This window comes from Pseudomonas sp. zbq_18 (assembly GCF_043102245.1).
In the GTDB taxonomy this organism is placed as follows: Bacteria; Pseudomonadota; Gammaproteobacteria; order Pseudomonadales; family Pseudomonadaceae; genus Aquipseudomonas.
This window is the reverse complement of sequence record NZ_JBICIT010000013.1, coordinates 23836-44163: the sequence shown is the minus strand read 5'-3', so window position 1 is coordinate 44163 and position 20328 is coordinate 23836. Positions and strand designations below refer to the sequence as shown.

Below are 20328 nucleotides of genomic sequence, written 5' to 3'. Positions count from 1 at the left end.
CCTCCGCCTCAGGTCAGTCCCCAGACCAACACCTGCATGGCCAGCCAGGCGAATACCCCAGCCAGCACATCGTCCAACATGATGCCGACGCCACCGTGCACATGTCGATCGATCCAGCGGATCGGCCAGGGCTTGAGGATGTCGAACACCCGGAATACCAGGAAGCCTAGCAGCAGCCAGTACCAACCCTCCGGCACCAGCCAGAGGGTGATCCACATGCCGACCATTTCATCCCAGACGATACCCTCGTGGTCATGCACGCCCATGTCTTCAGCCACCCGTCCGCACAGCCAGAAGCCGAACAGCATGGTGATGCCGAGCATCAGCCAGTAGCCCCAGTCCGGCAGCATCTGCCACAACGGGATGAAAGGAATGGCCACCAGCGACCCCCAGGTGCCGGGCGCTTTGGGCAGCAGCCCGGAGCCGAAGCCGAAGGCCAGGAAGTGCCAGGGGTTGCGCCACACCTGCGGCGCGACTTTCACGACTTCAGTCACCTTGCATCCCTAAGCTTTGTCCGAAATGTTGATAGCCAGCCCGTGGCAGCTCGACACTGCGCCCCTGGCCGTCGAGCAGGTGCACACCCTGCCCGGCCACGGCCCGGCCGATCACCACCGTCTCGGGCCATTGAGCCTGCAGGCTCGGCAGCAGTTCAGCCGGCAGAGTAAAGGCCAGCCGGTAGTCATCGCCACCGGCCAGCGCACAGGCCAGCGCCTGATCGCCGGCCACGCGGCGCAGCGCCGGGCTCAGCGGCAGGTGGGCAAGCTCGATCTGCAGCGCCACGCCGGAGGCGGCGGCGATATGCCCGCAGTCGGCCTGCAAACCGTCGGAAATATCCAGCGCCGCCGTGGCCCGACCCCGTAGCCACTGACCCAGGGCCAGCTGCGGCTGCGGCGCCCAATAGCGTTGCTGCAGATAGTCGCCATCCTCGTTCGTTACCTCGCGCTCACCCAGCACCAGCGGCAAGGCGCCGGCAGCATCGCCGAGGCTGCCACCGACGCAGAGCAAGTCGCCTGCGCGCACCCCGGAACGGGTCAGCGCCTGCCCGGCCGGCACCTGGCCGAGCACGCTCAGCGTCAGGCTCAGCGGCCCGCGGGTGGTGTCACCACCGACCAGCGTGATGCTGCACGCCTGAGCCATCTGCGCCAGGCCGCAACTGAACCCGTCCAGCCAGGCCGGATCGGCCTCGGGCAGGGTCAGCGCCAGGGTGAAGCCGAGCGGCTCGGCGCCCATGGCCGCCAGGTCGCTGACACTGACCGCCAGCGCGCGCTGCCCCAGCAGGAAGGGATCGCAGGAAACGGGGAAATGAACGCCGCAGACCAGGGTGTCGGTGGAAATGGCCAATTGCTGGCCTGGTCCCGGTTGCAGCAGGGCGCAGTCGTCGCCGATACCCAGTGCCACGCCAGAGGCCGCCTGCGCACAAGGCGAGGCGGCAAAGTAGCGGCGGATCAGCTCGAACTCGCCCAATGTCTCAGCGCTTGTTGGCCTTGACTTCGGCCGCGCGCAGCACCGGCGCCAGCTTGTCCAGCACACCGTTGACGAACTTGTGCCCGTCGGTCGCGCCAAACACCTTGGCCAGCTCGATGCCTTCGTTGATCACCACCTTGTAGGGCACGTCAACGCGATCCTTCAGCTCCCAGGCCGACAGGCGCAGGATGGCCAGCTCGACCGGGTCCAGCTCGTCCAGCGGGATGCTCAGGAACGGCGTGAACGCCTCGTCCAGTTCCGGCTTCTGCCGGGCCACGCCGGTGAGGATCTCGTGGAAGTAGGCGCCGTCGACGCCGCTGAAGTCGTTATCGACGCGGAACTGCGCTTCGATCTCGTTCAGCGACTGACCCGCCATCTGCCACTGGTACAACGCCTGCATGGCCAGGCTGCGGGCCACGCGGCGCTGGGCGATCTTGCCCTTGGCCTTGGGCTGCGGTGCGTCCTGGCTGTCGTCGTGATTCAGGCTCACTTGGCCTCCAAGGCCGCCAGCAGGCTGACCATTTCCAGGGCGGACAGAGCGGCTTCGGCACCTTTGTTGCCGGCCTTGGTGCCGGAACGTTCGATGGCCTGCTCGATGGAGTCGACGGTCAGCACGCCGAAGGCGACCGGCACGCCGTATTCCATGGAGACCTGGGCCAGGCCCTTGGTGCATTCACCGGCGACGTATTCGAAGTGCGGGGTACCGCCACGGATCACCGCGCCAAGGGCGATGATGGCGGCGAACTCGCCACGCTGAGCGACTTTCTGGGTGACCAGCGGAATCTCGAAAGCACCCGGCGCGCGGATGACGGTGATGTCGTCTTCCTTCACACCGTGGCGGACCAGGGCGTCGACGGCGCCGCTGACCAGGCTCTCGACGACGAAGCTGTTGAAGCGGCCAACCACCAGGGCGAATTTGCCTTGCGGGGCGATGAAGGTACCTTCGATGGTCTTCAGGGTCATGGGCGAGTCTCAGTCTGTATAAAGAGCCGGAATGCCGTTCGCATTCCGTAATGAAAAGTTAGCCTACGGGCTTGTGGTCCTGCTCAAAGGCTGCGAGCTAGAGCCAGACTAGGCGGAAATGGCCGAGGGAGCGGAGTTTACGTACGGTAAATGAGCATCCCGAGGCCATTTCCAACGACGTATGGCCGACGCGCAGCAGTCTTTGGGCAGGGCCCTACTCTGCGGGCAAGTATTCTACTACTTCGAGGTCAAAGCCGGATATGGCGTTGAACTTCATCGGCGAGCTCATCAGGCGCATCTTGCGCACACCGAGGTCGCGCAGGATCTGCGAACCGGCACCGACAGTGCTGTAGGTCGCCGGGGTCGGCGCCGGTTGCTTGCCACCCAGGTGGGCCAGCAGCTCGGGGCCGGTCAGCGGGTTACCGAGCAGCAGCACCACACCGCTGCCGGCCTGGGCCACCTCGGCCATGGCCGCGCGCAGGCTCCAGCGCCCCGGCTGCTTGACCAGGAACAGGTCGCGCAGCGGCTCCATGTTGTGCACGCGCACCAGGGTCGGTTCTTCGGCACACACCTTGCCCAGGGTCAGGGCCATGTGCGCGGTGTTCTCCACGCCGTCACGGTAGGTGACCAGGGTGAACTGGCCCAGCTCGGTGTCCAGCGGCTGCTCGCTGACGCGCTCGACGGTGCGCTCGTGGATCAGCCGGTAGTGGATCAGGTCGGCGATGGTGCCGATCTTCAGGCCGTGCTCCTCGGCGAACACTTCCAGCTCCGGGCGGCGGGCCATGGTGCCATCGTCGTTCATGATCTCGCAGATCACGCCGCTCGGCTCGAAGCCGCCCATACGGGCCAGGTCGCAGGCCGCCTCGGTGTGGCCGGCACGGGCCAACACGCCGCCAGGCTGAGCCATCAGCGGAAAGATGTGACCGGGGCTGACGATATCGTCGGCTACCGCGTTGCGCGCCACGGCGGCCTGCACGGTGCGCGCGCGGTCGGCGGCGGAAATGCCGGTGGTCACGCCTTCGGCCGCCTCGATGGAGACGGTGAACTTGGTGCCGAAGCCGGAGCCATTGCGCGGCGCCATCAGCGGCAGCTTGAGCAGCTCGCAGCGCTCGCGGGTCATCGGCATGCAGATCAGGCCACGGGCGAAACGGGCCATGAAGTTGATGTGCTCAGCGGTGACGCATTCGGAGGCGATGATGATGTCGCCTTCGTTCTCGCGGTCCTCGTCATCCATGAGAATGACCATCTTGCCGGCGCGGATGTCTTCGATCAGTTCTTCTGCGGTATTCAGGGCCATGCTGGCACTCTCACTTGTTCAGGTAGCCGTGTTCGGCCAGAAAGCTTTCGCTGATGCCGGTCGAGCTGGGCTCAGCCGCCTTGTCGCCGAGCAGCAGGCGCTCCAGGTAGCGTGCCAGCAGGTCCACCTCCAGGTTGACCTTACGCCCCGGCCGGTAGTCGGCCATGATGGTCTCGACCAGGGTGTGCGGCACGATGGTCAGCTCGAACTCGGCGCCGTTGACCGCATTGACCGTCAGGCTGGTGCCGTCGACGGTGATCGAGCCCTTCAGCGCGATGTACTTGGCCAGCTCGCGCGGCGCGCGCACGGTGAACTGGATGGCGCGGGCGTTTTCCTCGCGCTTGACGATTTCACCCACGCCATCGACATGGCCGCTGACCAGATGCCCGCCGAGGCGGCTGGTCGGGGTCAGGGCTTTTTCCAGGTTGACCCGGCTGCCGGTCTTCAGGTCGACGAAGGCGGTACGCGCCAGGGTCTCGCGGCTGACGTCGGCCCAGAAGCCGTCACCGGGCAGCTCGACCGCTGTCAGGCAAACGCCGTTGACTGCGATGCTGTCGCCCAGCTTGACGTCGCCCAGATCCAGCTTGCCGGTCTCGACGTACACGCGCACGTCGCCGCCCTTGGGCGTCATGGCGCGGATGCTGCCGATGGATTCGATTATGCCGGTGAACATGCGTCCTCCCGGTAGATGGTGCAATGCAGCATGGATGATCTCCTGTTTTGGTCAAAAACAGGGCAATGCCGATCGATAGGGATTTTCGCGGACGCAGACGGACGGCGCCCTGGGAGGGAATCCCGCTCTCTCTTTATCCGGACTATACCGTCGGCCCCGGAATCACACCGGGTCTGCTGACCCTCTCGCAGGAGAGGCGCTCGCGGGCTAGACCTCGAAGAGGCCATTACCGCCGGTGGGGAATTTCGCCCCGCCCTGAGAACGTGCGACGAGAAGTCGCGGCGGACTTTTTACCACAAGTGCAGGCCGCCCGGCCACGTTTGGCGCTGAACTGCAGCTTGGCGGACAGCTGGAGCGGGTCGTGTCGGTTGCGGCGGGCGAGATAGGTTGGGTTGAGGTGCTACGCGCCGAAGCCCAACAAGCGAACCCCTGGGCGACTATTCCGCCAACTTGCTCACCTGTTGGGCTTCGCTGCGCTCAACCTACGCGGCCCGACCCAACCTACGCGACCTAAGACGCCTTACGCGGCACGGCGGTGATGCGCCAGTCGGCGCCGACTGCGCGGATATCGCGAATCTCCAGTTCCTGCGCTTCGACCATGCGCGCCAGCGGCCAGTCCAGCAGCGGACGAGCGCTGGAACCGAGAAACTTGGGCGCGACGAACAACTGGAACTCGTCGACCAGATGCGCGCGAGCAAAGGCGCCGGCGAGCTTGGGCCCCGCCTCGACCAGCACCTCGTTGGCACCCCGCGCGGCCAGCTCCATGAGCAGCTTGCGCAGGTCGACATGGCCATTGCTGCCCGGCACCGCCAGCAACTCATGGCCCTCCTGGAGAAAGCGATCACGAGCCGCGGCTGCGGCACAGGTGGCGACCAGCGCCGGGCCAGCCTGGAAGAACGGCACAGACAGCGGCACGCGCAGCCGTCCGTCGATCAGCACGCGCAGCGGCGGACGATCGATGGCCAGTGATGTCAGCTCGGCATTCAGCCCCAGCTCCTCGGCACGCACGGTCAGCCGCGCCTGATCGGCCAGCACGGTGTCGGCCCCGGAGATCACCACGCTGGAGCGCGCACGCAGGCGCTGAACGGCCGCGCGCGCTTCGGGACCGGTAATCCACTGGCTCTCGCCGCTGGCCATGGCCGTACGGCCATCCAGGCTCATGGCCAGCTTGACCCGCACGAACGGCAGGCCCTGTTCCATGCGCTTGATGAAGCCGGCATTGAGCTCGCGCGCCTCGGCCTCCAATACACCACTGTGCACGGCAATGCCGGCCTCCATCAGGCGTAGCAGCCCTTTGCCGGCGACCTGCGGATTGGGGTCCTGCATGGCCGCCACCACCCTTGCGACACCCGCGTTAACCAGCGCCTCGGCACAAGGCGGCGTGCGCCCATGATGGCTACAGGGCTCCAGGGTGACGTAAGCGGTAGCGCCACGGGCCAGCTCGCCGGCCTGGCGCAGCGCATGCACTTCGGCATGTGGCTCGCCGGCCTTGGCGTGCCAACCTTCGCCGACGATCTTGCCGTCGCGAACGATGACGCAGCCCACACGCGGATTGGGATGAGTGGAATACAAGCCCTTGCTCGCCAGCTCCAGCGCGCGGGCCATGAACTGCTGATCGGACTGGCTCATGCCTTGGACGGCTCACGGGCCAGGCGCTCGATCTCCTCGCGGAACTCGTTGAGGTCCTGGAAGCGGCGGTACACCGAGGCGAAGCGGATGTAGGCCACTTCGTCGAGCTTCTGCAACTCGGTCATCACCAGTTCGCCCAGCACCAGCGACTTGATCTCGCGCTCGCCGGTGGCGCGCAGCTTCTGCTTGATATGGGCGATGGCCTCTTCCAGGCGCTCGACGCTGACCGGGCGCTTTTCCAGCGCACGCTGCATGCCGGCACGCAGCTTTTCCTCGTCGAACGGCTGGCGGCTGCCGTCCTGCTTGATCAGACGCGGCATCACCAGTTCGGCGGTCTCGAAGGTGGTGAAACGCTCGCCACAGGCCACGCACTCGCGGCGCCGGCGTACCTGTTCGCCCTCGGCGACCAGGCGGGAATCGATGACCTTGGTGTCGTGGGTGGCGCAGAACGGACAATGCATGAAGAAAAAGCCCCGGCAAAAAGGTGCCTCATGGTAGCGCAAGGGTGCGCCAGAAAGACAAGCCAGAGGCTTTCCGGTATACAGGCGCGCGTTTTTTGCGCTATTTCACATAGCACCGCCGCATCGGATGCCGCCATGACTATTCGCCACCTCCTGATCTGCCTGAGCCTGCTCCTGAGTGCCTGTGCCAGCGAGCCACCCCAGCCCGAAGCTCCCGCTACCCCTGCGCCGGCCAAGACGCCAGCCGCCCCCGTCGAACAGCCGCTGCCGGCGCATCTGCGCGAGCTGCGTGGCAGCCTGCTGACGCCACCGCCTGGCAGCGAGGTGGAAATTGCCCTGCTGGTGGTGGACGAGCGCGACCGGCCACAGCAGCTGCTGGGCAGTCTCAAGCTGACGGGCGATGGCCAGGCACTGCCGTTTCGCCTGCCGTTCAACCCAGCGTCTTTCCCCAGCGGGGCACGGGTCGAACTGCGCGCCCGCATCAGCCAATCCGGGCGTCTGATCCTGCGCCTGCCGCCGCGCCCGGTGACCCAGGCTGGCAGTCACGACGTCGGCACCCTGTCACTGGTGAAAGCCCCATGACGCCTCCCGTAACGCTGCAGAACGCCCTGCAACAACTGCTCGGCGATGCCCGCCTGAGTGCCGAAACCCTGCCCGGCACCGATATCCGCCTGTGGCTGGTCGACCCCAGCAACATGGACCGTTGCTTCAGCCCCGAAGAAACCCGACGCATCCTCGAAGAGCCGCCCTACTGGAGCTTCTGCTGGGCCAGCGGCCTGGCCCTGGCCCGCTGGCTGGCGGACAAGCCCGAATGGGTGCGCGGCAAACGCGTGCTGGATTTCGGCGCCGGCTCCGGGGTGGCGGCCATCGCCGCCGCCAAGGCTGGTGCGGCGCAAGTGGTGGCCTGCGACCTCGACCCGCTGGCCATCGAGTCCTGCCGCGCCAACGCCGAACTGAATGGCGTCGATCTGAGCTACTCGCTGGATTTCTTCGCCGAGCAGGATCGCTTCGATTTGATCATCGTCGCCGACGTACTCTACGACCGCGCCAACCTGCCACTGCTCGACGCGTTTCTGAGCCGTGGCAAGGAGGCGCTGGTGGCCGACTCACGGGTCAAGGACTTTCAGCACCCGCTGTATACGCGCCTGGGCCTGCTCGACGCCTGCACTTGGCCGGACCTGGCCGAGCCGGCGGAGTTTCGCAATGTCAGCCTGTACCACGCCAAGCGCGACTGAGACGCCCCTCTCTCTAACCCTCTCCCGTAAACGGGAGAGGGAACTACACGTAGCCCGGATGCAATCCGGGGAAGCAGGCAGCTCCGCCCCCGGATTGCATCCGGGCTACTTGTATCCACCGGGCGGCGCCCGCATTTATAGTCACAGCCTTGTTCCAGGCCTCGCCCTGCGAGCCACCAATCGAGAATCCCCATGAGCGATACCCCCTACATCTTCGACGTTTCCGGCGCCGCCAGCTTCGAGCAGCTGGTGATCGAGAACTCCTTCCACAAGCCGGTGCTGGTGGACTTCTGGGCCGAGTGGTGCGCGCCGTGCAAGGCGCTGATGCCGATGCTGGCGAAGATCGCCGAGGAATACCGCGGCGAGCTGCTGCTGGCCAAGGTCGACTGCGACGTGGAGCAGGACATCGTCATGCGCTTCGGCATCCGCAGCCTGCCCACCGTGGTGCTGTTCAAGGACGGTCAGCCGGTCGACGGCTTCGCCGGCGCGCAGCCGGAGTCGGCCATTCGCGAGATGCTCAAGCCACACGTGGCCGAACCGGCACCGCTGGCGGCCAACCCCATGGAAACCGCCCAGGCGCTCTTCGCCGAGGAGCGTTTCGCTGACGCCGAAAATCTGCTCAAGCAGATACTCACCGAGGACAACGAGAACGGCGCGGCGCTGATCCTTTACGCCCGCTGCCTGGCCGAACGCGGCGAACTGGGCGAAGCCGAGGCCGTACTCAACGCGGTGAAGGGCGACGAACACAAGCAGGCTCTGGCCGGCGCCAAGGCGCAGCTCACCTTCCTGCGTCAGGCCGCCAGCCTGCCGGACAGCGCCGAGCTGAAAAGCCGCCTGGCGCAGAACCCCGAGGATGATGAGGCGACCTACCAGCTGGCCATCCAGCAACTGGCACGCCAGCAGTACGAAGCCGCGCTGGACGGTCTGCTCAAGCTGTTCGTGCGTAACCGCAGCTTCCAGGAAGGCGCTGCGCACAAGGCCCTGCTGCAGGTGTTCGACCTGCTCGGCAACGACCATCCGCTGGTCACCCAGTACCGTCGCAAGCTGTACCAAGCGATCTACTGAGAAACGACCTCCTGACTGTCGGCCATACTGCGTTGAAAACGGCCCGGGACACGGCGTCTCGGGCTGCTCATTTACAGCCCGTAAACTCCGCGCCCTCGGCCGTTTTCGCCTTGTCTGGCTCTAATTCAGAAGATCGCAAAGGCCTTGATATGACCCAACCGTTCCGTCTGCTGCTACGGGTACGCTACGGCGAGTGCGACGCCCAGCAGGTGGTGTTCAACGCCCGCTATGGCGACTACGTCGACGTGGCGGCCACCGAGTTCTACCGCGCCGTGTTCGGCAGCTACCAGGCGCTGCTGGAACAGGGCCTGGACAGCCAGGTGGTGCGCATGGCGACCGACTGGCAGGCGCCGGCACGCTTCGACGACGTGCTGCAGCTGGACGTCAACACCCTGCACCTGGGCAACAGCTCGTTCAGCCTGCAAGTCGATATCCGCCGCCACGCCGACCAGGCGGCCATTGCCCGCAGCGAAGTCACCTACGTCATGGTGGATGCCCGGCACTACCGCAAGACCGCCATTCCCGACACCATCCGCACACGGTTGCAGCACGGCGCACCGGGCGTGACGGTCAACCAGGCAGGCCAGGCCTGAGGCCAGCGGCCTTTAGCCGATCCAGCGGTACAGCGGCGCATCGGCGCCGCTTTCCACCCGCACCTGGGCGCTATGGCGCAAGCGCACCAACAACCGCTTGCCCGCCGCATCGCTGCCTGCCAATGCCGCCAACTCGCCAAGCAGCTGCGGGCCTTCCAGGCTACCGGCACGTTGCAACAATTGCAGCGCCAGTGGCCACAGAGCGTCCGCCGAACTGCCGACCGGCGCCGGGCTGGCAACCGCTGGCGGCGCCTCCAGCGGCAGGTGAGCCGCCAGCTGAGCCCAGTCCTCGGCATCCATCTCCACCGTCAGGTCCACCGGCCATTCGCCCACCCGGCCCTTGATTCGCAGCATCGTTTCCCGCTCCCGTAGATCCAGCGGCCATGCTGCCACGCCAAGTGAGACTGGCCAATCACACCGCCCAGGTGTTACAAAATAACCTAACAAAACGACCGCCGGAGTTTGCCCATGCGCCGCACCCTGCTCGCCCTCCCCCTCGCCCTGCTCCCCCTGGCACTCGCCCAGGCTTCAAGCCATGAGCATGATCACGATCATGACCATGAAGCACACGGCAGCCTCGGCAAACACGAACATGGCGTGGCCAGCCTCAACGTGGCGCTGGACGGTCAAACCCTGGAGATCCAGCTGGAAAGCCCGGCCATGAACCTGGTCGGCTTCGAGCATGCCGCCAACAGTGACGCCGACAAGGCCAAGGTGACGGCCGCCCGCAAGCAGTTGGAGCAGCCTCAGGCACTGTTCGCCCTGCCGGCCGAAGCCAAGTGCAGCCTCAAGGAAACCGAACTGGAAAGCCCGCTGTTCGCTGACGCCAAACATGCCGAGCACGAGCACGAGCACGAGCACGAGCACGACGATCATGACCATGAAGGCGAGGCTGCACACAGCGATATCGAGGCCAGCTACCACTTCACCTGCGCCAATGCCGAGGCATTGAAGACCCTGGAGCTGGGCAGCTTCTTCAGCACCTTCCCGAACACCGAGAAGCTGGAAGTACAGCTGATTGGCCCGAGCGGCCAGCAGGGCGCCGAACTCACGCCAAACCATTCGCGCCTGAGCTTCTGACCTTTAGCGGCGCACTTGCGGGTGCGCCGCTGCTTGCTTGCCTTTAAGCTGTCGACCACCTCCGACACGCGAATCGCCCATGCCCGACGCACTGATCGAACTCTCCGACGTAGGCTTCGCCTGGCCCGGCCAGGCCGAGCTGCTGGACATCCCCGCCTTCACCCTACAGCGCGGTGAAAGCCTGTTCCTCAAGGGCCCCAGCGGCAGCGGCAAAACCACCCTGCTGGGCCTGCTGGGCGGCGTGCAAAAGCCCGGTCGTGGCAGCTTGCGGCTGCTCGGCCAGGAACTGGCACAGATGTCGTCCGGCGCCCGTGATCGCTTCCGCGTCGACCACACCGGCTACATCTTTCAGCAATTCAATCTGCTGCCCTTTCTCTCGGTGCGGGAAAACGTCGAACTGCCCTGCCGTTTCTCGAAAACCCGCGCCGACCGGGCCGTCGATCGCTTTGGCAGCGTCGCCGAGGCCGCCGCGCAATTGCTCGCCCACCTTGGGCTCAGGGCGGAACTGCTGGAGCGCCGCGCCGACACGCTGTCCATCGGTCAGCAACAGCGGGTGGCCGCCGCCCGCGCGTTGATTGGGCAGCCGGAGCTGGTGATCGCCGACGAACCGACTTCGGCACTGGATCACGACGCCCGCGAGGCCTTCCTCCGACTGCTGTTCGCCGAGTGCCGCGAAGCCGGCGCCAGCCTGCTGTTCGTCAGTCACGACCAGAGCCTGGCGCCGCTATTCGACCGCGACGTCTCGCTGGCCGAACTGAATCGCGCCACTCGACCGGCGGAGATCTGACATGCACTTGTTGCGCATCGCCCTGGCCAGCCTGGCCAATCGCCGTTTCACCGCGCTGCTCACGGTATTCGCCATCGCACTCTCGGTATGCCTGCTGCTCGCCGTCGAGCGGGTGCGCACCGAGGCGCGGGCCAGCTTCGCCAGCACCATCAGCGGCACCGACCTGATCGTCGGCGCCCGCTCCGGCTCGGTCAACCTGCTGCTGTATTCGGTGTTCCGTATCGGCAACGCCACCAACAATATCCGCTGGGACAGCTACGAGACCCTGGCCAAACACCCTCAGGTGAAGTGGGCGATACCCTTGTCACTGGGTGACTCGCATCGCGGTTACCGGGTGCTGGGCACCAATGTCGGCTATTTCGAGCATTACCACTATGGCCGCGGCCAGAGCCTGCAGCTGGCGCAGGGCAAAGCCTTCGCCGATCTGTTTGACGTGGTGCTGGGCGCCGAAGTGGCCGAGGCACTGAAGTACCGGCTGGGCGACCGCATCGTCCTGGCCCATGGCGTTGCCGCGGTCAGCCTGACCCAGCACGACGACAAGCCGTTCCGCGTGGTCGGCATTCTCGCGCGCACCGGTACGCCGGTGGATCGCACCCTGCACATCTCCCTGGAAGGCATGGAAGCGCTGCATGTCGACTGGCAGAACGGCATGCCGGCGCGTGGCGCGGCCAAGGTCTCGGCCGAGCAGGCGCGCGAACTGCACCTGCAGCCCAAAGCCATTACCGCCATGTTGCTCGGCCTGAAGAGCAAGATCGCTACCTTCACTCTGCAGCGCCAGGTCAACGAATACCGCGGTGAACCGCTGTTGGCGATTCTCCCCGGCGTAGCCCTGCAGGAGCTGTGGAGCCTGATGGGCACCGCGGAAAAGGCACTGTTCGTGGTCTCGCTGTTCGTCGTGCTGACCGGCCTGATCGGCATGCTGACGGCGATTCTCACCAGCCTCAACGAGCGTCGCCGCGAAATGGCCATCCTGCGCTCGGTGGGGGCAAGGCCCTGGCACATCGCCGGTCTGCTGGTATTGGAAGCGCTGGTGCTGGCCGTGGCGGGCGCGGTACTGGGCCTGGCGCTGCTGTACGGCGGCATTGCCGTCAGTCAGGGATGGGTGCAGGCACAGTACGGTCTGTATCTGCCACTCGCCCTGCCCAGCCACTATGAGTGGCGCCTGCTCGCAGGTATTCTGGGGGCCGCCCTGCTGATGGGCGCCGTGCCTGCCTGGCGCGCCTATCGGCAATCGCTGGCCGACGGCCTGTCCATTCGTCTGTGAGGTTGCCCATGCGTCATCTGTTGCTCGCCCTGCTGCTGGCCATCGCCATCCCAACAGGGTCAGCCCCCGCGCTGGCAGACAATATCCGCGAGCTGACCTGGAGCGAGCTGATTCCTGCAGATGCGCCGCCGCTGCCGCCGCAGCAGCAGATGCCAATACACGACCTCACCCAGCTGGCCGACGCCCTGGCTGCCGAGAGTGGCCCGGCGGCCCAGCAGTCGATGCCGGACGCGCCGGTGGTTGAGGAACTGGACGGCCAGCAGATCAAGCTGCCCGGCTACATCGTGCCGCTGGACGTGACCGAGGAAGGCCGGGTGACCGAGTTCCTCTTCGTGCCCTACTTCGGCGCCTGCATCCACGTACCGCCACCGCCATCCAACCAGATCGTCCACGTCACCGCCGAGCTGGGCGTGCTGCTGGATGCGCTGTACCAGCCGTTCTGGATCGAAGGGCCGCTCAAGGTCGGCTCGCGCAGCAGCGAAATGGGCACGGCCGGTTATCAAGTCGCCGCTGACAAGATTTACCCCTACGAAATGTAGTGCGACAGGCCGCCGCACCCACGGCACGCGCGGCCATTGAGCCAGGTCAAGAGATCGCCGGCAGGTGCTCCGTAGGATGACAGTCAGCCAACACACATTGCTGACTCCCCGGAGCCCAAAATGAAGAAGACCCTGCTCGCCACCACCCTGATCGCCCTTGCTCTGGGCGCGCCGCTGGCGCAGGCCCACAAGGCCGGCGACATCATCGTCCGTGCCGGTGCAATCACCGTCGACCCGCATGAAAGCAGCAGCGATATCTGGGTCGGGGCCCTCGACACCGACGTGGCCGGCACCAAGGCCACGCTGGACAGCGACACCCAGCTGGGCCTGAACTTCGCCTACATGGTCACCGATCACGTTGGTGTCGAGCTGCTGGCCGCCACCCCGTTCAGCCATGACGTCGGCGTCAAGGGTATGCCCGGCGCCTTTGCCGGCCTCAACGGCAAGCTCGGTGAACTCAAGCACCTGCCGCCGACCCTGAGCGTGCTGTACTACCCGCTGGACGCCGCCTCCGCCTTCCAGCCCTATGTCGGCGCGGGCATCAACTACACCTGGTTCTTCGATACCGAGCTCTCCAGTGAGGCGGAAGACAAGGGCTTCAGCGGCCTCGACCTGGACGACTCCTGGGGCCTGTCCGCGCAAATCGGCATGGACTACATGCTGACCGACAATGTGATGCTCAACGCCCAGGTGCGCTACATCGACATCGACACCACCGGCAGCACCAGCTACGGTGGCCGCGAGGTCGAGGTGGACGTGGATGTCGACCCGTTCGTTTACATGGTTGGCCTGGGCTACAAGTTCTAAGCCCTGCCCCACACACAAAAGCCCCGCATCCGCGGGGCTTTTTCGTCCTGTCGAGATCAGCGCCCCAGCAGACGCGCCAACCCCTCGGCCAGTGGCGTCGCGGATGCCAGCTGATAGCGCTGGCAGAGCAGGCTGTTATCGGCGCGGGAGTGGCGGATATCCCCCGGACGGGCTTCGCCGTAGCTGACTTCGGGCAACTCGCCGAGCACCTGACGAATGGCCACCAGCAGCTGATTGAGGCTGACCGACTGGTTGTGCCCCACATTCACCGCCTCGGGCGCCACCTCGGCAGCGGTCAGCCCCTGCACCAGCAGCGGCACCAGATCCGCCACATAGAAGAAGTCGCGGGTCTGCTCGCCGTCGCCGAACACCGTAATCGGCTGTCCGGCCAGGGCGCGCTCGGTGAAGATGCTGATCACCCCGGAATAGGGCGATGACGGGTCCTGACGCGGCCCGTAGATATTGAAGAAGCGGAAAATCGCCGGGGTGAATCCATGCTGGCGACGATAGAAGTCCAGGTAGTGTTCGCTGGCCAGCTTATCGGCCGCATAGGGCGTCAGCGGGGCCTTGGCGGTGTCCTCGGTCACCGCCACGCCTTCGCCATTGTTGCCGTAGATAGCGGCGCTGGAGGCGAACAGCACACGTTTCACACCGGCCTCGCGCATGGCCTCGCAGAGGTTGAGCGTACCGATGAAATTGCTCTGGTGCGTGCTCACCGGGTCATCCACCGAGGCCTGTACCGAGGCCACTGCGGCCAGGTGAGCGACCGCCTGGCATCCGGCTACGGCGCGGCGCATCAGCGCCGCGTCGGCCACATCGCCCTCGATCAGCTCCAGCCGCGGATTGCTCAGCGCCAGGTTGTCGCGCCGGCCGGTAGACAGGTTGTCCAGCACCCGCACCCGGTAACCGGCCGCAAGCAGGGCATCGCACAGGTGCGAGCCGATAAAGCCGGCGCCGCCGGTGAGCAGAATCGGAGAGTCGTTCATGGGGTTCTCAGGCATGCCGGTAGTAACGGTTCAGCAACGCCGGCAGAGCAGCTCGCCAGGCGCGTGGTTTGATGCCGAAGGTGTGCATGATCTTCTTGCAGGCCAGCACCGCGTGCTGCGGCTCTTCCGCGGCGTCGGCCCGCGCGGCATGCGCCTGGGCACCGATCTCCTGCACCTTGAGCGGATGCAAGGCGCGAGCCTCACCGAGAATGGCCTGACCCAGCGCCAACGGCGTGGTCGCCTCGTGACTGCCGTAATGGTAGATGCCCCACAGCGGGCTCTGGCAGTCCAGCTGCTTAAGCACGGCGAGGATCACGCGCGCAGCATCGTCCACCGGGGTCGGATTACCGCGACGGTCATCCGCCATCAGCAACTCCTGCTCGCGCTCGGCACGCTGCAGAAAGCGCCCCAGCAACCCATCGGCGCTGTCATCCAGCAGCCAGCCGAAACGCAACAGCACATGCCGCGGGCAGGTGGCCCGCACGCACTGCTCGATGCGCAGCAGGGCCTGGCCACGCAGACCGAGCGGCACCGGCTCGTCCTTTTCGCTGTAGGCCGTGGCCCGCGAGCCATCGAATACCCGATAGCTGGAAGGCTGCAGCAGCAGAATCTCATGATGCTGGCACAGCTCGGCCAGGCGTTCGACGGCGCGCTCCTGCTGAGCGAAACGCGGCTCGTCGAAGTGCTCGGCCTGGAACCAGTCCTGATAGTAGGCAAGGTTGATCAGCGCATCGGGGCGCGTTTCGTCGAGCAACTGGGTGAGGCTTGCCGCATCCCAGCCGCCTTCCGGCGGACGCGGCGCCAGGAAGCCAATGTCCTCCTCAGCCCCCTGACGCACCAGCGCCTGCCCCAGGGAGTTACCCCCGCCCAGTAACAACAACCGCATTCGCATGATTCAGCACAAGACCCGACAGACCGAAAGAAAACCCCACCTGGCGACGGAGCAAAAACGGCATTCTGCGGGTTTCGCGCAGGCACGTCACTAGCGCGGGCCGATCAGCCGCCCGCCATGTCCGGTAGATGATCGCCTGGCCACGCAACTGAACAGCCAGTACTGCAGGTTCACGACTGGCCGCCGCCACCTGCTCCTACCCCACCACTGCGGGCCATGTAGCCGGATGATCAGCGCTTGATCTGGGTGCCGGCCAGCCGCTCCAGGGGTATAGACCAGCAAAGCGCCGGAAACAGCCAGCCCCGACCGTCATTCACCCACATGGGCAGCCGGTATCGACCATTAGCGAAGGGTTTCCACGGACAGCAAGAGCCCGCCAATGGGCGGGCTCCGGGATGGCTTAGAAGTCGAAATCGACCTTGGCCCACAGGGTACGCCCCGGCTCGTCGATGGCCACCGGATCGGCCGGGTAGCCGAAACCGGAGTCGCCGGCCAGGTTGAGGTGTTCGGCGTAGTCCTTGTCGAGCAGGTTGTCGACACCGGCACTGAGCTTGACGTGCTCACTGACGCGATAAGCGCCGTTGAGCGAGAACACAGCGAAACCGGCGGTTTCGCCGAAGTCCTGCCCCACCACGTTGCCCTTGCCCTCGGCCACGCGCGACTGCTTGTCGACCACCCGCCACAGGGCACCGACGCTCCAATCCTCACGCTCGTAGGTCAGGCCCAGACGCGCCTCCAGTGGTGGCGTCTGCGGCAGCGCCTCGTCGTCCGAGCTGTTTTTGGCCCAGGCGTAGGCCAGGGTGGCGTCGGTCTTCCAGTGCTGGCTCAGGCGGTAGCTGGCGCCCAGCTCACCGCCCATGATGCGCGCATCGACATTCTCCGCGCTGGAGGTGCTCATGCCCATCATGCCGCTCTGGTAGCTGAACAGGATGTAATCACGCACCTGGCCGACATAGCCGGAAGCCCAGGCCTGCAAGTCGCCGCCGTTGTGCTGCACGCCGAAGTCGAGCTGGGTGGTCTTCTCCGGCTGGATGCCGGCGAATGCGTTGTCGCTGCCACTCGGGCCGGAGTTGGGCGAGAACAACTCCCAGTAATCGGGGAAGCGCTGCACGTGGCCGAGGCCGGCGTACAGAGTGGTCGGCGAGTTGGCCAGATCATGCTCGTAGCGCAGGAAACCGCTGGGCAGGGTGTCCTCGCGGCTATCGCCGGCGGTGGGGTTGGGCATGCTCATCATCATGCCGCTGATGCTCTGCCGGTAGTCCTTGGCCGAGGCGCGATCCAGACGCGCGCCGGCGATCAGGCGGTTGCGCTCGGCGACGTACCAGGTGGCCTCGCCGAACAAACCGTAGTTGTGGCTGACCGCATCCTTGCTCCAGGGGTAGGCATCAGCGTCGACGTAGCCGCCCATCATGCTGTAGGTCGAGCTGCGTTCGCGGTGCTCGCTGCGCAGCGCATCGACCCCGGCGACTAGCTCCACATCGGCCCACTTGAAGGTGGCCGCGAGGCGCCCGCCAATGGTGCGCCGGTCCACCTGCGCGGCCATGGGCATGGCCATCATGCTGCTGGGGTCGGGCTGGCGCAGGCTGAAGTTGTCCATGATGTGGTCGGCATAGTTGTAGTAAACCTGCGCCTCGATCTTATCCAGCACCCCACCCAGATTGCCCCTCTCGAAACGCAGACCGAGGCTTTCGCGCACGAACTGCGCGCCGTCCATACCCCGCCCGGCATAACGCGCCTCGCCATCACCCTTGCCGGCGGTCAGCTCCAGCAGGGTGTCGGCGTCCGGGGTCCAGCCGATGGCCAAGTCGCCGTTCCACTTCTTCCAGCGCGAGGGCACGGTATCGCCGTCGCCATCCTGGTAGTCATCGGACTGCGCCTGGTTGCCGGTGAAGCGCAGGTAGCCCTGCTCGCCACCGACGGCGCCATCCAGCACCTTGTCGAAACGACCGTTGGAGCCGGCCAGCACGCTGGCATGCAAGCGCGAGCCCAGCTCGCCGAAGCGCTCCGGCTCACGCTCGAACAGCACCGTACCGGCCGAGGCGCCCGGCCCCCAGAGCACGGTCTGCGGGCCCTTGATCACGGTCAGCTGGTCGTAGGTTTCCGGCGAGATGTAGGCGCTCGGCGCATCCATGCGACCGGGGCAGGCCCCCAGCATCAGGCCGCCATCGGTGCGCAGGTTGATGCGCGAACCGAACAGGCCGCGCAGCACCGTGTCGCCGTTGGTGCCGCCGCTGCGGATGGCGGAGAAACCGGGAATGGTCTTCAGGTAGTCGCTGGCGTCGCTGGCCGGCACCGGCTGGCGGGCATTCTTGGGGTCGGGCTCGATGGTCAGTGGCGAACTCTGCTGCACGGCGGTGATCACCGTGGGAGCCAGTTCGGTGTCGGCGATTTCTTCGGCGAACGCAGGCGCGCTGATCGCCAGGCCAAGGGCAGAGAAAATGAAGGGCAGACGGCCGGCACGCGCCGGCATGAAAACGGATGCAGTCATGGTGTTTCCTGAAATATGAGACAACGCAATGCCCTCGCGACGAGGGCGAGTGACGCGGATTCAGGAAAGCTGCGGCGGGGCCCTGCCGGGCGGAGCTACCAGAAACGGTGGCTGAAGGCTCAGTACCTCGGCGAAACGCGGACGCTCGACCGGCACAACCAGAGGCGGTGGTGGGCTGAAGGGAAAGCTCTGCACGCTGGCCGCATGCGCACTGCACTGGGCGCAGGGCAACTGCTGCGAGCTGGCCTTGCTGTCCTCGCCGAGCTGCCAGTGCAGCCCTTGCGAGCCGCACATCAGCAGGAAGCCGCCTTCACTCATCTGCGGCAGTGCCCACAGCGGCATGCTCACGCGCAGGAGCATGCCCACCAGGGCAAAGGCGTAGAGCCAATCGCGAAAATTGCGGCTGAGTGGGTTCAAGGGGCGTCCTTGTATGGCTGCCGGCATTCTAGCGACAAGCCCACAGGAACCACATGGACATGGCGTCGCACCCGACGCCCATTAATTTGATCGCCAGAGCACATTGCGCACTGTTAGTCTGGGCAGCTGTTTCTATCAGCAACGGACGCGGAGGTTAAATGCTCGACTACGTCGCCCTGGCCATCCTGGTCATCGTGGCACTGGTGCTGTTCTACGGCATCATCGCGATTCACGACATTCCCTATGAAATCGCCAAACACCGCAATCACCCGCAGCAGGACGCCATTCACGTGGCCGGCTGGGTCAGCCTGTTCACCCTGCATGTGCTGTGGCCCTTCCTGTGGATCTGGGCAACCCTGTATCGCGAGGATCGCGGCTGGGGCTTTTCAACCCAGCTCAAGGCTGACGAACAGCGGCTGGCAGCGCTGGAGCAACAAGTCGCCGAGCTCAAAGCCGCACTGGCCAAGGTCACAGACGGCAACCCCGACGCGCCAACCGCCGCCACTCAGCCTGTAGGGGAGCAATGATATGGATCTCTTGCTGCTGCTGACCTATGCCGCGATCTGCGTGGTGATTTTCAAGGTATTCAAGATTCCGCTGAATAAGTGGACAGTACCCACCGCCGCCCTTGGCGGCGTGGTGATCGTCGGGGCGCTGGTGTTCCTGATGAACTACAACCACCCCTATTCGGAAGTGACCCGCAACTACTTCATTAGCGTGCCCATCGTGCCCTCGGTCAGCGGTCAAGTGATCGAAGTCCCGATCCGCGCCAACCAGAAGGTCAAACAGGGCGACGTACTGTTCCGCATTGACCCCACACCGTTCGAAAGCAAGGTCAAATCACTCAAAGCGCAACTGGTCTCGGCCAAGGCCGACCAGTACCGCGCCGCCACCCTGGCCCAGCGTAACCTGGGCAACCGCCGCGACCTGGATCAGGCCAACGCCAGGGTCGATGACCTGCAGGCGCAACTGATCGGCGCCCAGTTCGACCTCGACAACGCGGTGGTCAAGGCGCCGTCCGATGGCATGGTGCTGCAGGTATTTCTGCGCCCCGGTGTACGTGCCGTAAAGTTACCCCTGCGCCCGGCCATGGTCTTCGTGCCCAATGAGAACAGCTACACCGTGGCCTGGATGCGCCAGAACAGTCAGCTGCGCCTGCTGGTCGGCGATGACGCCGAAGTGGCCTTCGACAGCCTGCCCGGCCAGGTCTTCTCCGCCAAGGTACGCCAGGTACTGCCGTTGATAGGCGAAGGCGAGTTGCAGGCCACTGGCAGCCTGGTGTCCTTCACCGGCTCGCCGCCTCCCGGACGTGTGCCGGTGGTGCTGGAGATCACCGACGAAAGGTACGAGGCCTATCGCGAGCAGATCCCCGGCGGCGCCTTCGGCCAGGCGGCGATCTATACCGAGCACCTGCACCACGTCGCCGTCATGCGCAAGATCCTGCTGCGCATGGCCTCGTGGATGAACTACTTCTTCCCCTTCCACTGATGCCTCCGGCAGCGCGCGGCCTTCCGCGTGCTGCCGCCTGCCTCGCGAGCAGGCGACAGCGGTATCTCTCCCGCCACCATCAGCCAGGCTGTGCCGAATCATTCACGGCAGACCAGTCGGTCACATGCAATTGACTGCACCCTCCCCGTTCGGAATATTGCCACGCACTCGAACAATGAAATCTCGCCATAACCCGTTAC

At 65.5% G+C, this 20328-nt stretch carries 24 protein-coding genes and 1 riboswitch; of the genes, 11 read left to right on the top strand and 13 right to left on the bottom strand.

All coding sequences use genetic code 11. The features are described 5' to 3' along the window. Positions 1-8: 8 nt before the first annotated feature. From ACF8C6_RS09795 to nrdR, 8 genes are all read right to left on the bottom strand, one after another. On the bottom strand, positions 9-494 hold the full coding sequence (locus ACF8C6_RS09795) for a phosphatidylglycerophosphatase A (RefSeq protein WP_392499094.1): 486 nt from the start codon (positions 492-494) through the stop codon (positions 9-11). Further along, positions 487-1464 carry a thiamine-phosphate kinase gene (gene thiL, locus ACF8C6_RS09790; protein WP_392499093.1) on the bottom strand — a complete coding sequence of 326 codons (978 nt, stop codon included), beginning with the start codon at positions 1462-1464 and terminating at the stop codon, positions 487-489. Before thiL ends, ACF8C6_RS09795 begins: the two co-directional genes overlap by 8 nt. 4 nt (positions 1465-1468) lie before the next feature. After that, a complete protein-coding gene (nusB, locus tag ACF8C6_RS09785; protein ID WP_277690669.1) occupies positions 1469-1948 on the bottom strand; it encodes a transcription antitermination factor NusB in 480 nt (159 codons plus the stop codon). A gap of 2 nt (positions 1949-1950) precedes the next feature. Continuing rightward, complete coding sequence (gene ribE, locus ACF8C6_RS09780) at positions 1951-2427, bottom strand: 6,7-dimethyl-8-ribityllumazine synthase (RefSeq protein ID WP_392499091.1); 477 nt, start codon at positions 2425-2427, stop codon at positions 1951-1953. Positions 2428-2641: 214 nt separating this feature from the next. Continuing rightward, on the bottom strand, positions 2642-3724 hold the full coding sequence (ribBA, locus tag ACF8C6_RS09775; protein ID WP_392499090.1) for a bifunctional 3,4-dihydroxy-2-butanone-4-phosphate synthase/GTP cyclohydrolase II: 1083 nt from the start codon (positions 3722-3724) through the stop codon (positions 2642-2644). 10 nt (positions 3725-3734) lie between these two features. Next, positions 3735-4397 carry a riboflavin synthase gene (locus ACF8C6_RS09770; protein ID WP_392499089.1) on the bottom strand — a complete coding sequence of 221 codons (663 nt, stop codon included), beginning with the start codon at positions 4395-4397 and terminating at the stop codon, positions 3735-3737. A 120-nt stretch (positions 4398-4517) separates the two neighbouring features. Then, positions 4518-4664: riboswitch (FMN riboswitch) on the bottom strand. A 243-nt stretch (positions 4665-4907) separates the two neighbouring features. Further along, positions 4908-6026 (bottom strand): bifunctional diaminohydroxyphosphoribosylaminopyrimidine deaminase/5-amino-6-(5-phosphoribosylamino)uracil reductase RibD, encoded by a 1119-nt coding sequence (gene ribD / locus ACF8C6_RS09765; RefSeq protein WP_392499088.1) that lies wholly within the window; start codon positions 6024-6026, stop codon positions 4908-4910. Further along, positions 6023-6487 carry a transcriptional regulator NrdR gene (nrdR, locus tag ACF8C6_RS09760; protein ID WP_277690628.1) on the bottom strand — a complete coding sequence of 155 codons (465 nt, stop codon included), beginning with the start codon at positions 6485-6487 and terminating at the stop codon, positions 6023-6025. The genes ribD and nrdR overlap by 4 nt, the downstream gene beginning before the upstream one ends. 135 nt (positions 6488-6622) lie before the next feature. On the opposite strand from nrdR, the gene ACF8C6_RS09755 reads away from it, so the two are divergent. From ACF8C6_RS09755 to ACF8C6_RS09740, 4 genes are all read left to right on the top strand, one after another. Continuing rightward, positions 6623-7069 carry a YbaY family lipoprotein gene (locus ACF8C6_RS09755; RefSeq protein ID WP_392499086.1) on the top strand — a complete coding sequence of 149 codons (447 nt, stop codon included), beginning with the start codon at positions 6623-6625 and terminating at the stop codon, positions 7067-7069. Further along, positions 7066-7722 (top strand): class I SAM-dependent methyltransferase, encoded by a 657-nt coding sequence (locus ACF8C6_RS09750; protein ID WP_392499085.1) that lies wholly within the window; start codon positions 7066-7068, stop codon positions 7720-7722. The genes ACF8C6_RS09755 and ACF8C6_RS09750 overlap by 4 nt, the downstream gene beginning before the upstream one ends. 192 nt (positions 7723-7914) lie before the next feature. After that, entirely contained in the window at positions 7915-8787 is an 873-nt protein-coding gene (gene trxA / locus ACF8C6_RS09745) for a thioredoxin (protein ID WP_392499084.1), read from the top strand. A 149-nt stretch (positions 8788-8936) separates the two neighbouring features. Continuing rightward, positions 8937-9380: an acyl-CoA thioesterase gene (locus ACF8C6_RS09740; protein WP_392499083.1), complete on the top strand. Its 444-nt coding sequence runs from the start codon at positions 8937-8939 to the stop codon at positions 9378-9380. 12 nt (positions 9381-9392) lie between these two features. Here ACF8C6_RS09740 and ACF8C6_RS09735 read toward each other — a convergent pair whose 3' ends face one another. Then, complete coding sequence (locus ACF8C6_RS09735) at positions 9393-9734, bottom strand: hypothetical protein (RefSeq protein ID WP_392499082.1); 342 nt, start codon at positions 9732-9734, stop codon at positions 9393-9395. Between the two features lie 114 nt (positions 9735-9848). On the opposite strand from ACF8C6_RS09735, the gene ACF8C6_RS09730 reads away from it, so the two are divergent. The 5 genes from ACF8C6_RS09730 (at position 9849) to ACF8C6_RS09710 (ending at position 13857) form a co-directional block, all read left to right on the top strand. After that, positions 9849-10460, top strand: a complete 612-nt coding sequence (locus tag ACF8C6_RS09730) for a DUF2796 domain-containing protein (protein WP_392499081.1) — start codon at positions 9849-9851, stop codon at positions 10458-10460. Positions 10461-10539: 79 nt separating this feature from the next. After that, positions 10540-11247: an ABC transporter ATP-binding protein gene (locus ACF8C6_RS09725; protein ID WP_392499080.1), complete on the top strand. Its 708-nt coding sequence runs from the start codon at positions 10540-10542 to the stop codon at positions 11245-11247. 1 nt (position 11248) lies between these two features. Next, on the top strand, positions 11249-12511 hold the full coding sequence (locus ACF8C6_RS09720; RefSeq protein ID WP_392499079.1) for an ABC transporter permease: 1263 nt from the start codon (positions 11249-11251) through the stop codon (positions 12509-12511). An 8-nt stretch (positions 12512-12519) separates the two neighbouring features. Continuing rightward, complete coding sequence (locus ACF8C6_RS09715) at positions 12520-13050, top strand: DUF3299 domain-containing protein (protein ID WP_392499078.1); 531 nt, start codon at positions 12520-12522, stop codon at positions 13048-13050. A gap of 120 nt (positions 13051-13170) precedes the next feature. After that, a complete protein-coding gene (locus ACF8C6_RS09710; protein WP_392499077.1) occupies positions 13171-13857 on the top strand; it encodes an OmpW family protein in 687 nt (228 codons plus the stop codon). Positions 13858-13913: 56 nt separating this feature from the next. Here ACF8C6_RS09710 and ACF8C6_RS09705 read toward each other — a convergent pair whose 3' ends face one another. The 4 genes from ACF8C6_RS09705 to ACF8C6_RS09690 all read right to left on the bottom strand — a co-directional run bounded on the left by ACF8C6_RS09705 (position 13914) and on the right by ACF8C6_RS09690 (position 18640). Next, the gene (locus ACF8C6_RS09705; protein WP_392499076.1) at positions 13914-14843 is read right to left on the bottom strand and encodes an NAD-dependent epimerase/dehydratase family protein; all 930 of its coding nucleotides are present in this window, start codon (positions 14841-14843) and stop codon (positions 13914-13916) included. 7 nt (positions 14844-14850) lie between these two features. Then, positions 14851-15735: a sugar nucleotide-binding protein gene (locus tag ACF8C6_RS09700; RefSeq protein ID WP_392499075.1), complete on the bottom strand. Its 885-nt coding sequence runs from the start codon at positions 15733-15735 to the stop codon at positions 14851-14853. Between the two features lie 400 nt (positions 15736-16135). Continuing rightward, a complete protein-coding gene (locus ACF8C6_RS09695) occupies positions 16136-18223 on the bottom strand; it encodes a TonB-dependent copper receptor (RefSeq protein ID WP_392499074.1) in 2088 nt (695 codons plus the stop codon). Positions 18224-18283: 60 nt separating this feature from the next. Beyond that, a complete protein-coding gene (locus tag ACF8C6_RS09690; RefSeq protein ID WP_392499073.1) occupies positions 18284-18640 on the bottom strand; it encodes a hypothetical protein in 357 nt (118 codons plus the stop codon). Between the two features lie 158 nt (positions 18641-18798). Here ACF8C6_RS09690 and ACF8C6_RS09685 point away from each other — a divergent pair, with 158 nt between their 5' ends. Together ACF8C6_RS09685 and ACF8C6_RS09680 are read left to right on the top strand one after the other, a co-directional pair. Beyond that, positions 18799-19167 (top strand): DUF3302 domain-containing protein, encoded by a 369-nt coding sequence (locus ACF8C6_RS09685; protein WP_392499072.1) that lies wholly within the window; start codon positions 18799-18801, stop codon positions 19165-19167. 1 nt (position 19168) lies between these two features. Further along, on the top strand, positions 19169-20128 hold the full coding sequence (locus tag ACF8C6_RS09680) for an HlyD family secretion protein (RefSeq protein ID WP_392499071.1): 960 nt from the start codon (positions 19169-19171) through the stop codon (positions 20126-20128). Positions 20129-20328 lie beyond the last annotated feature (200 nt).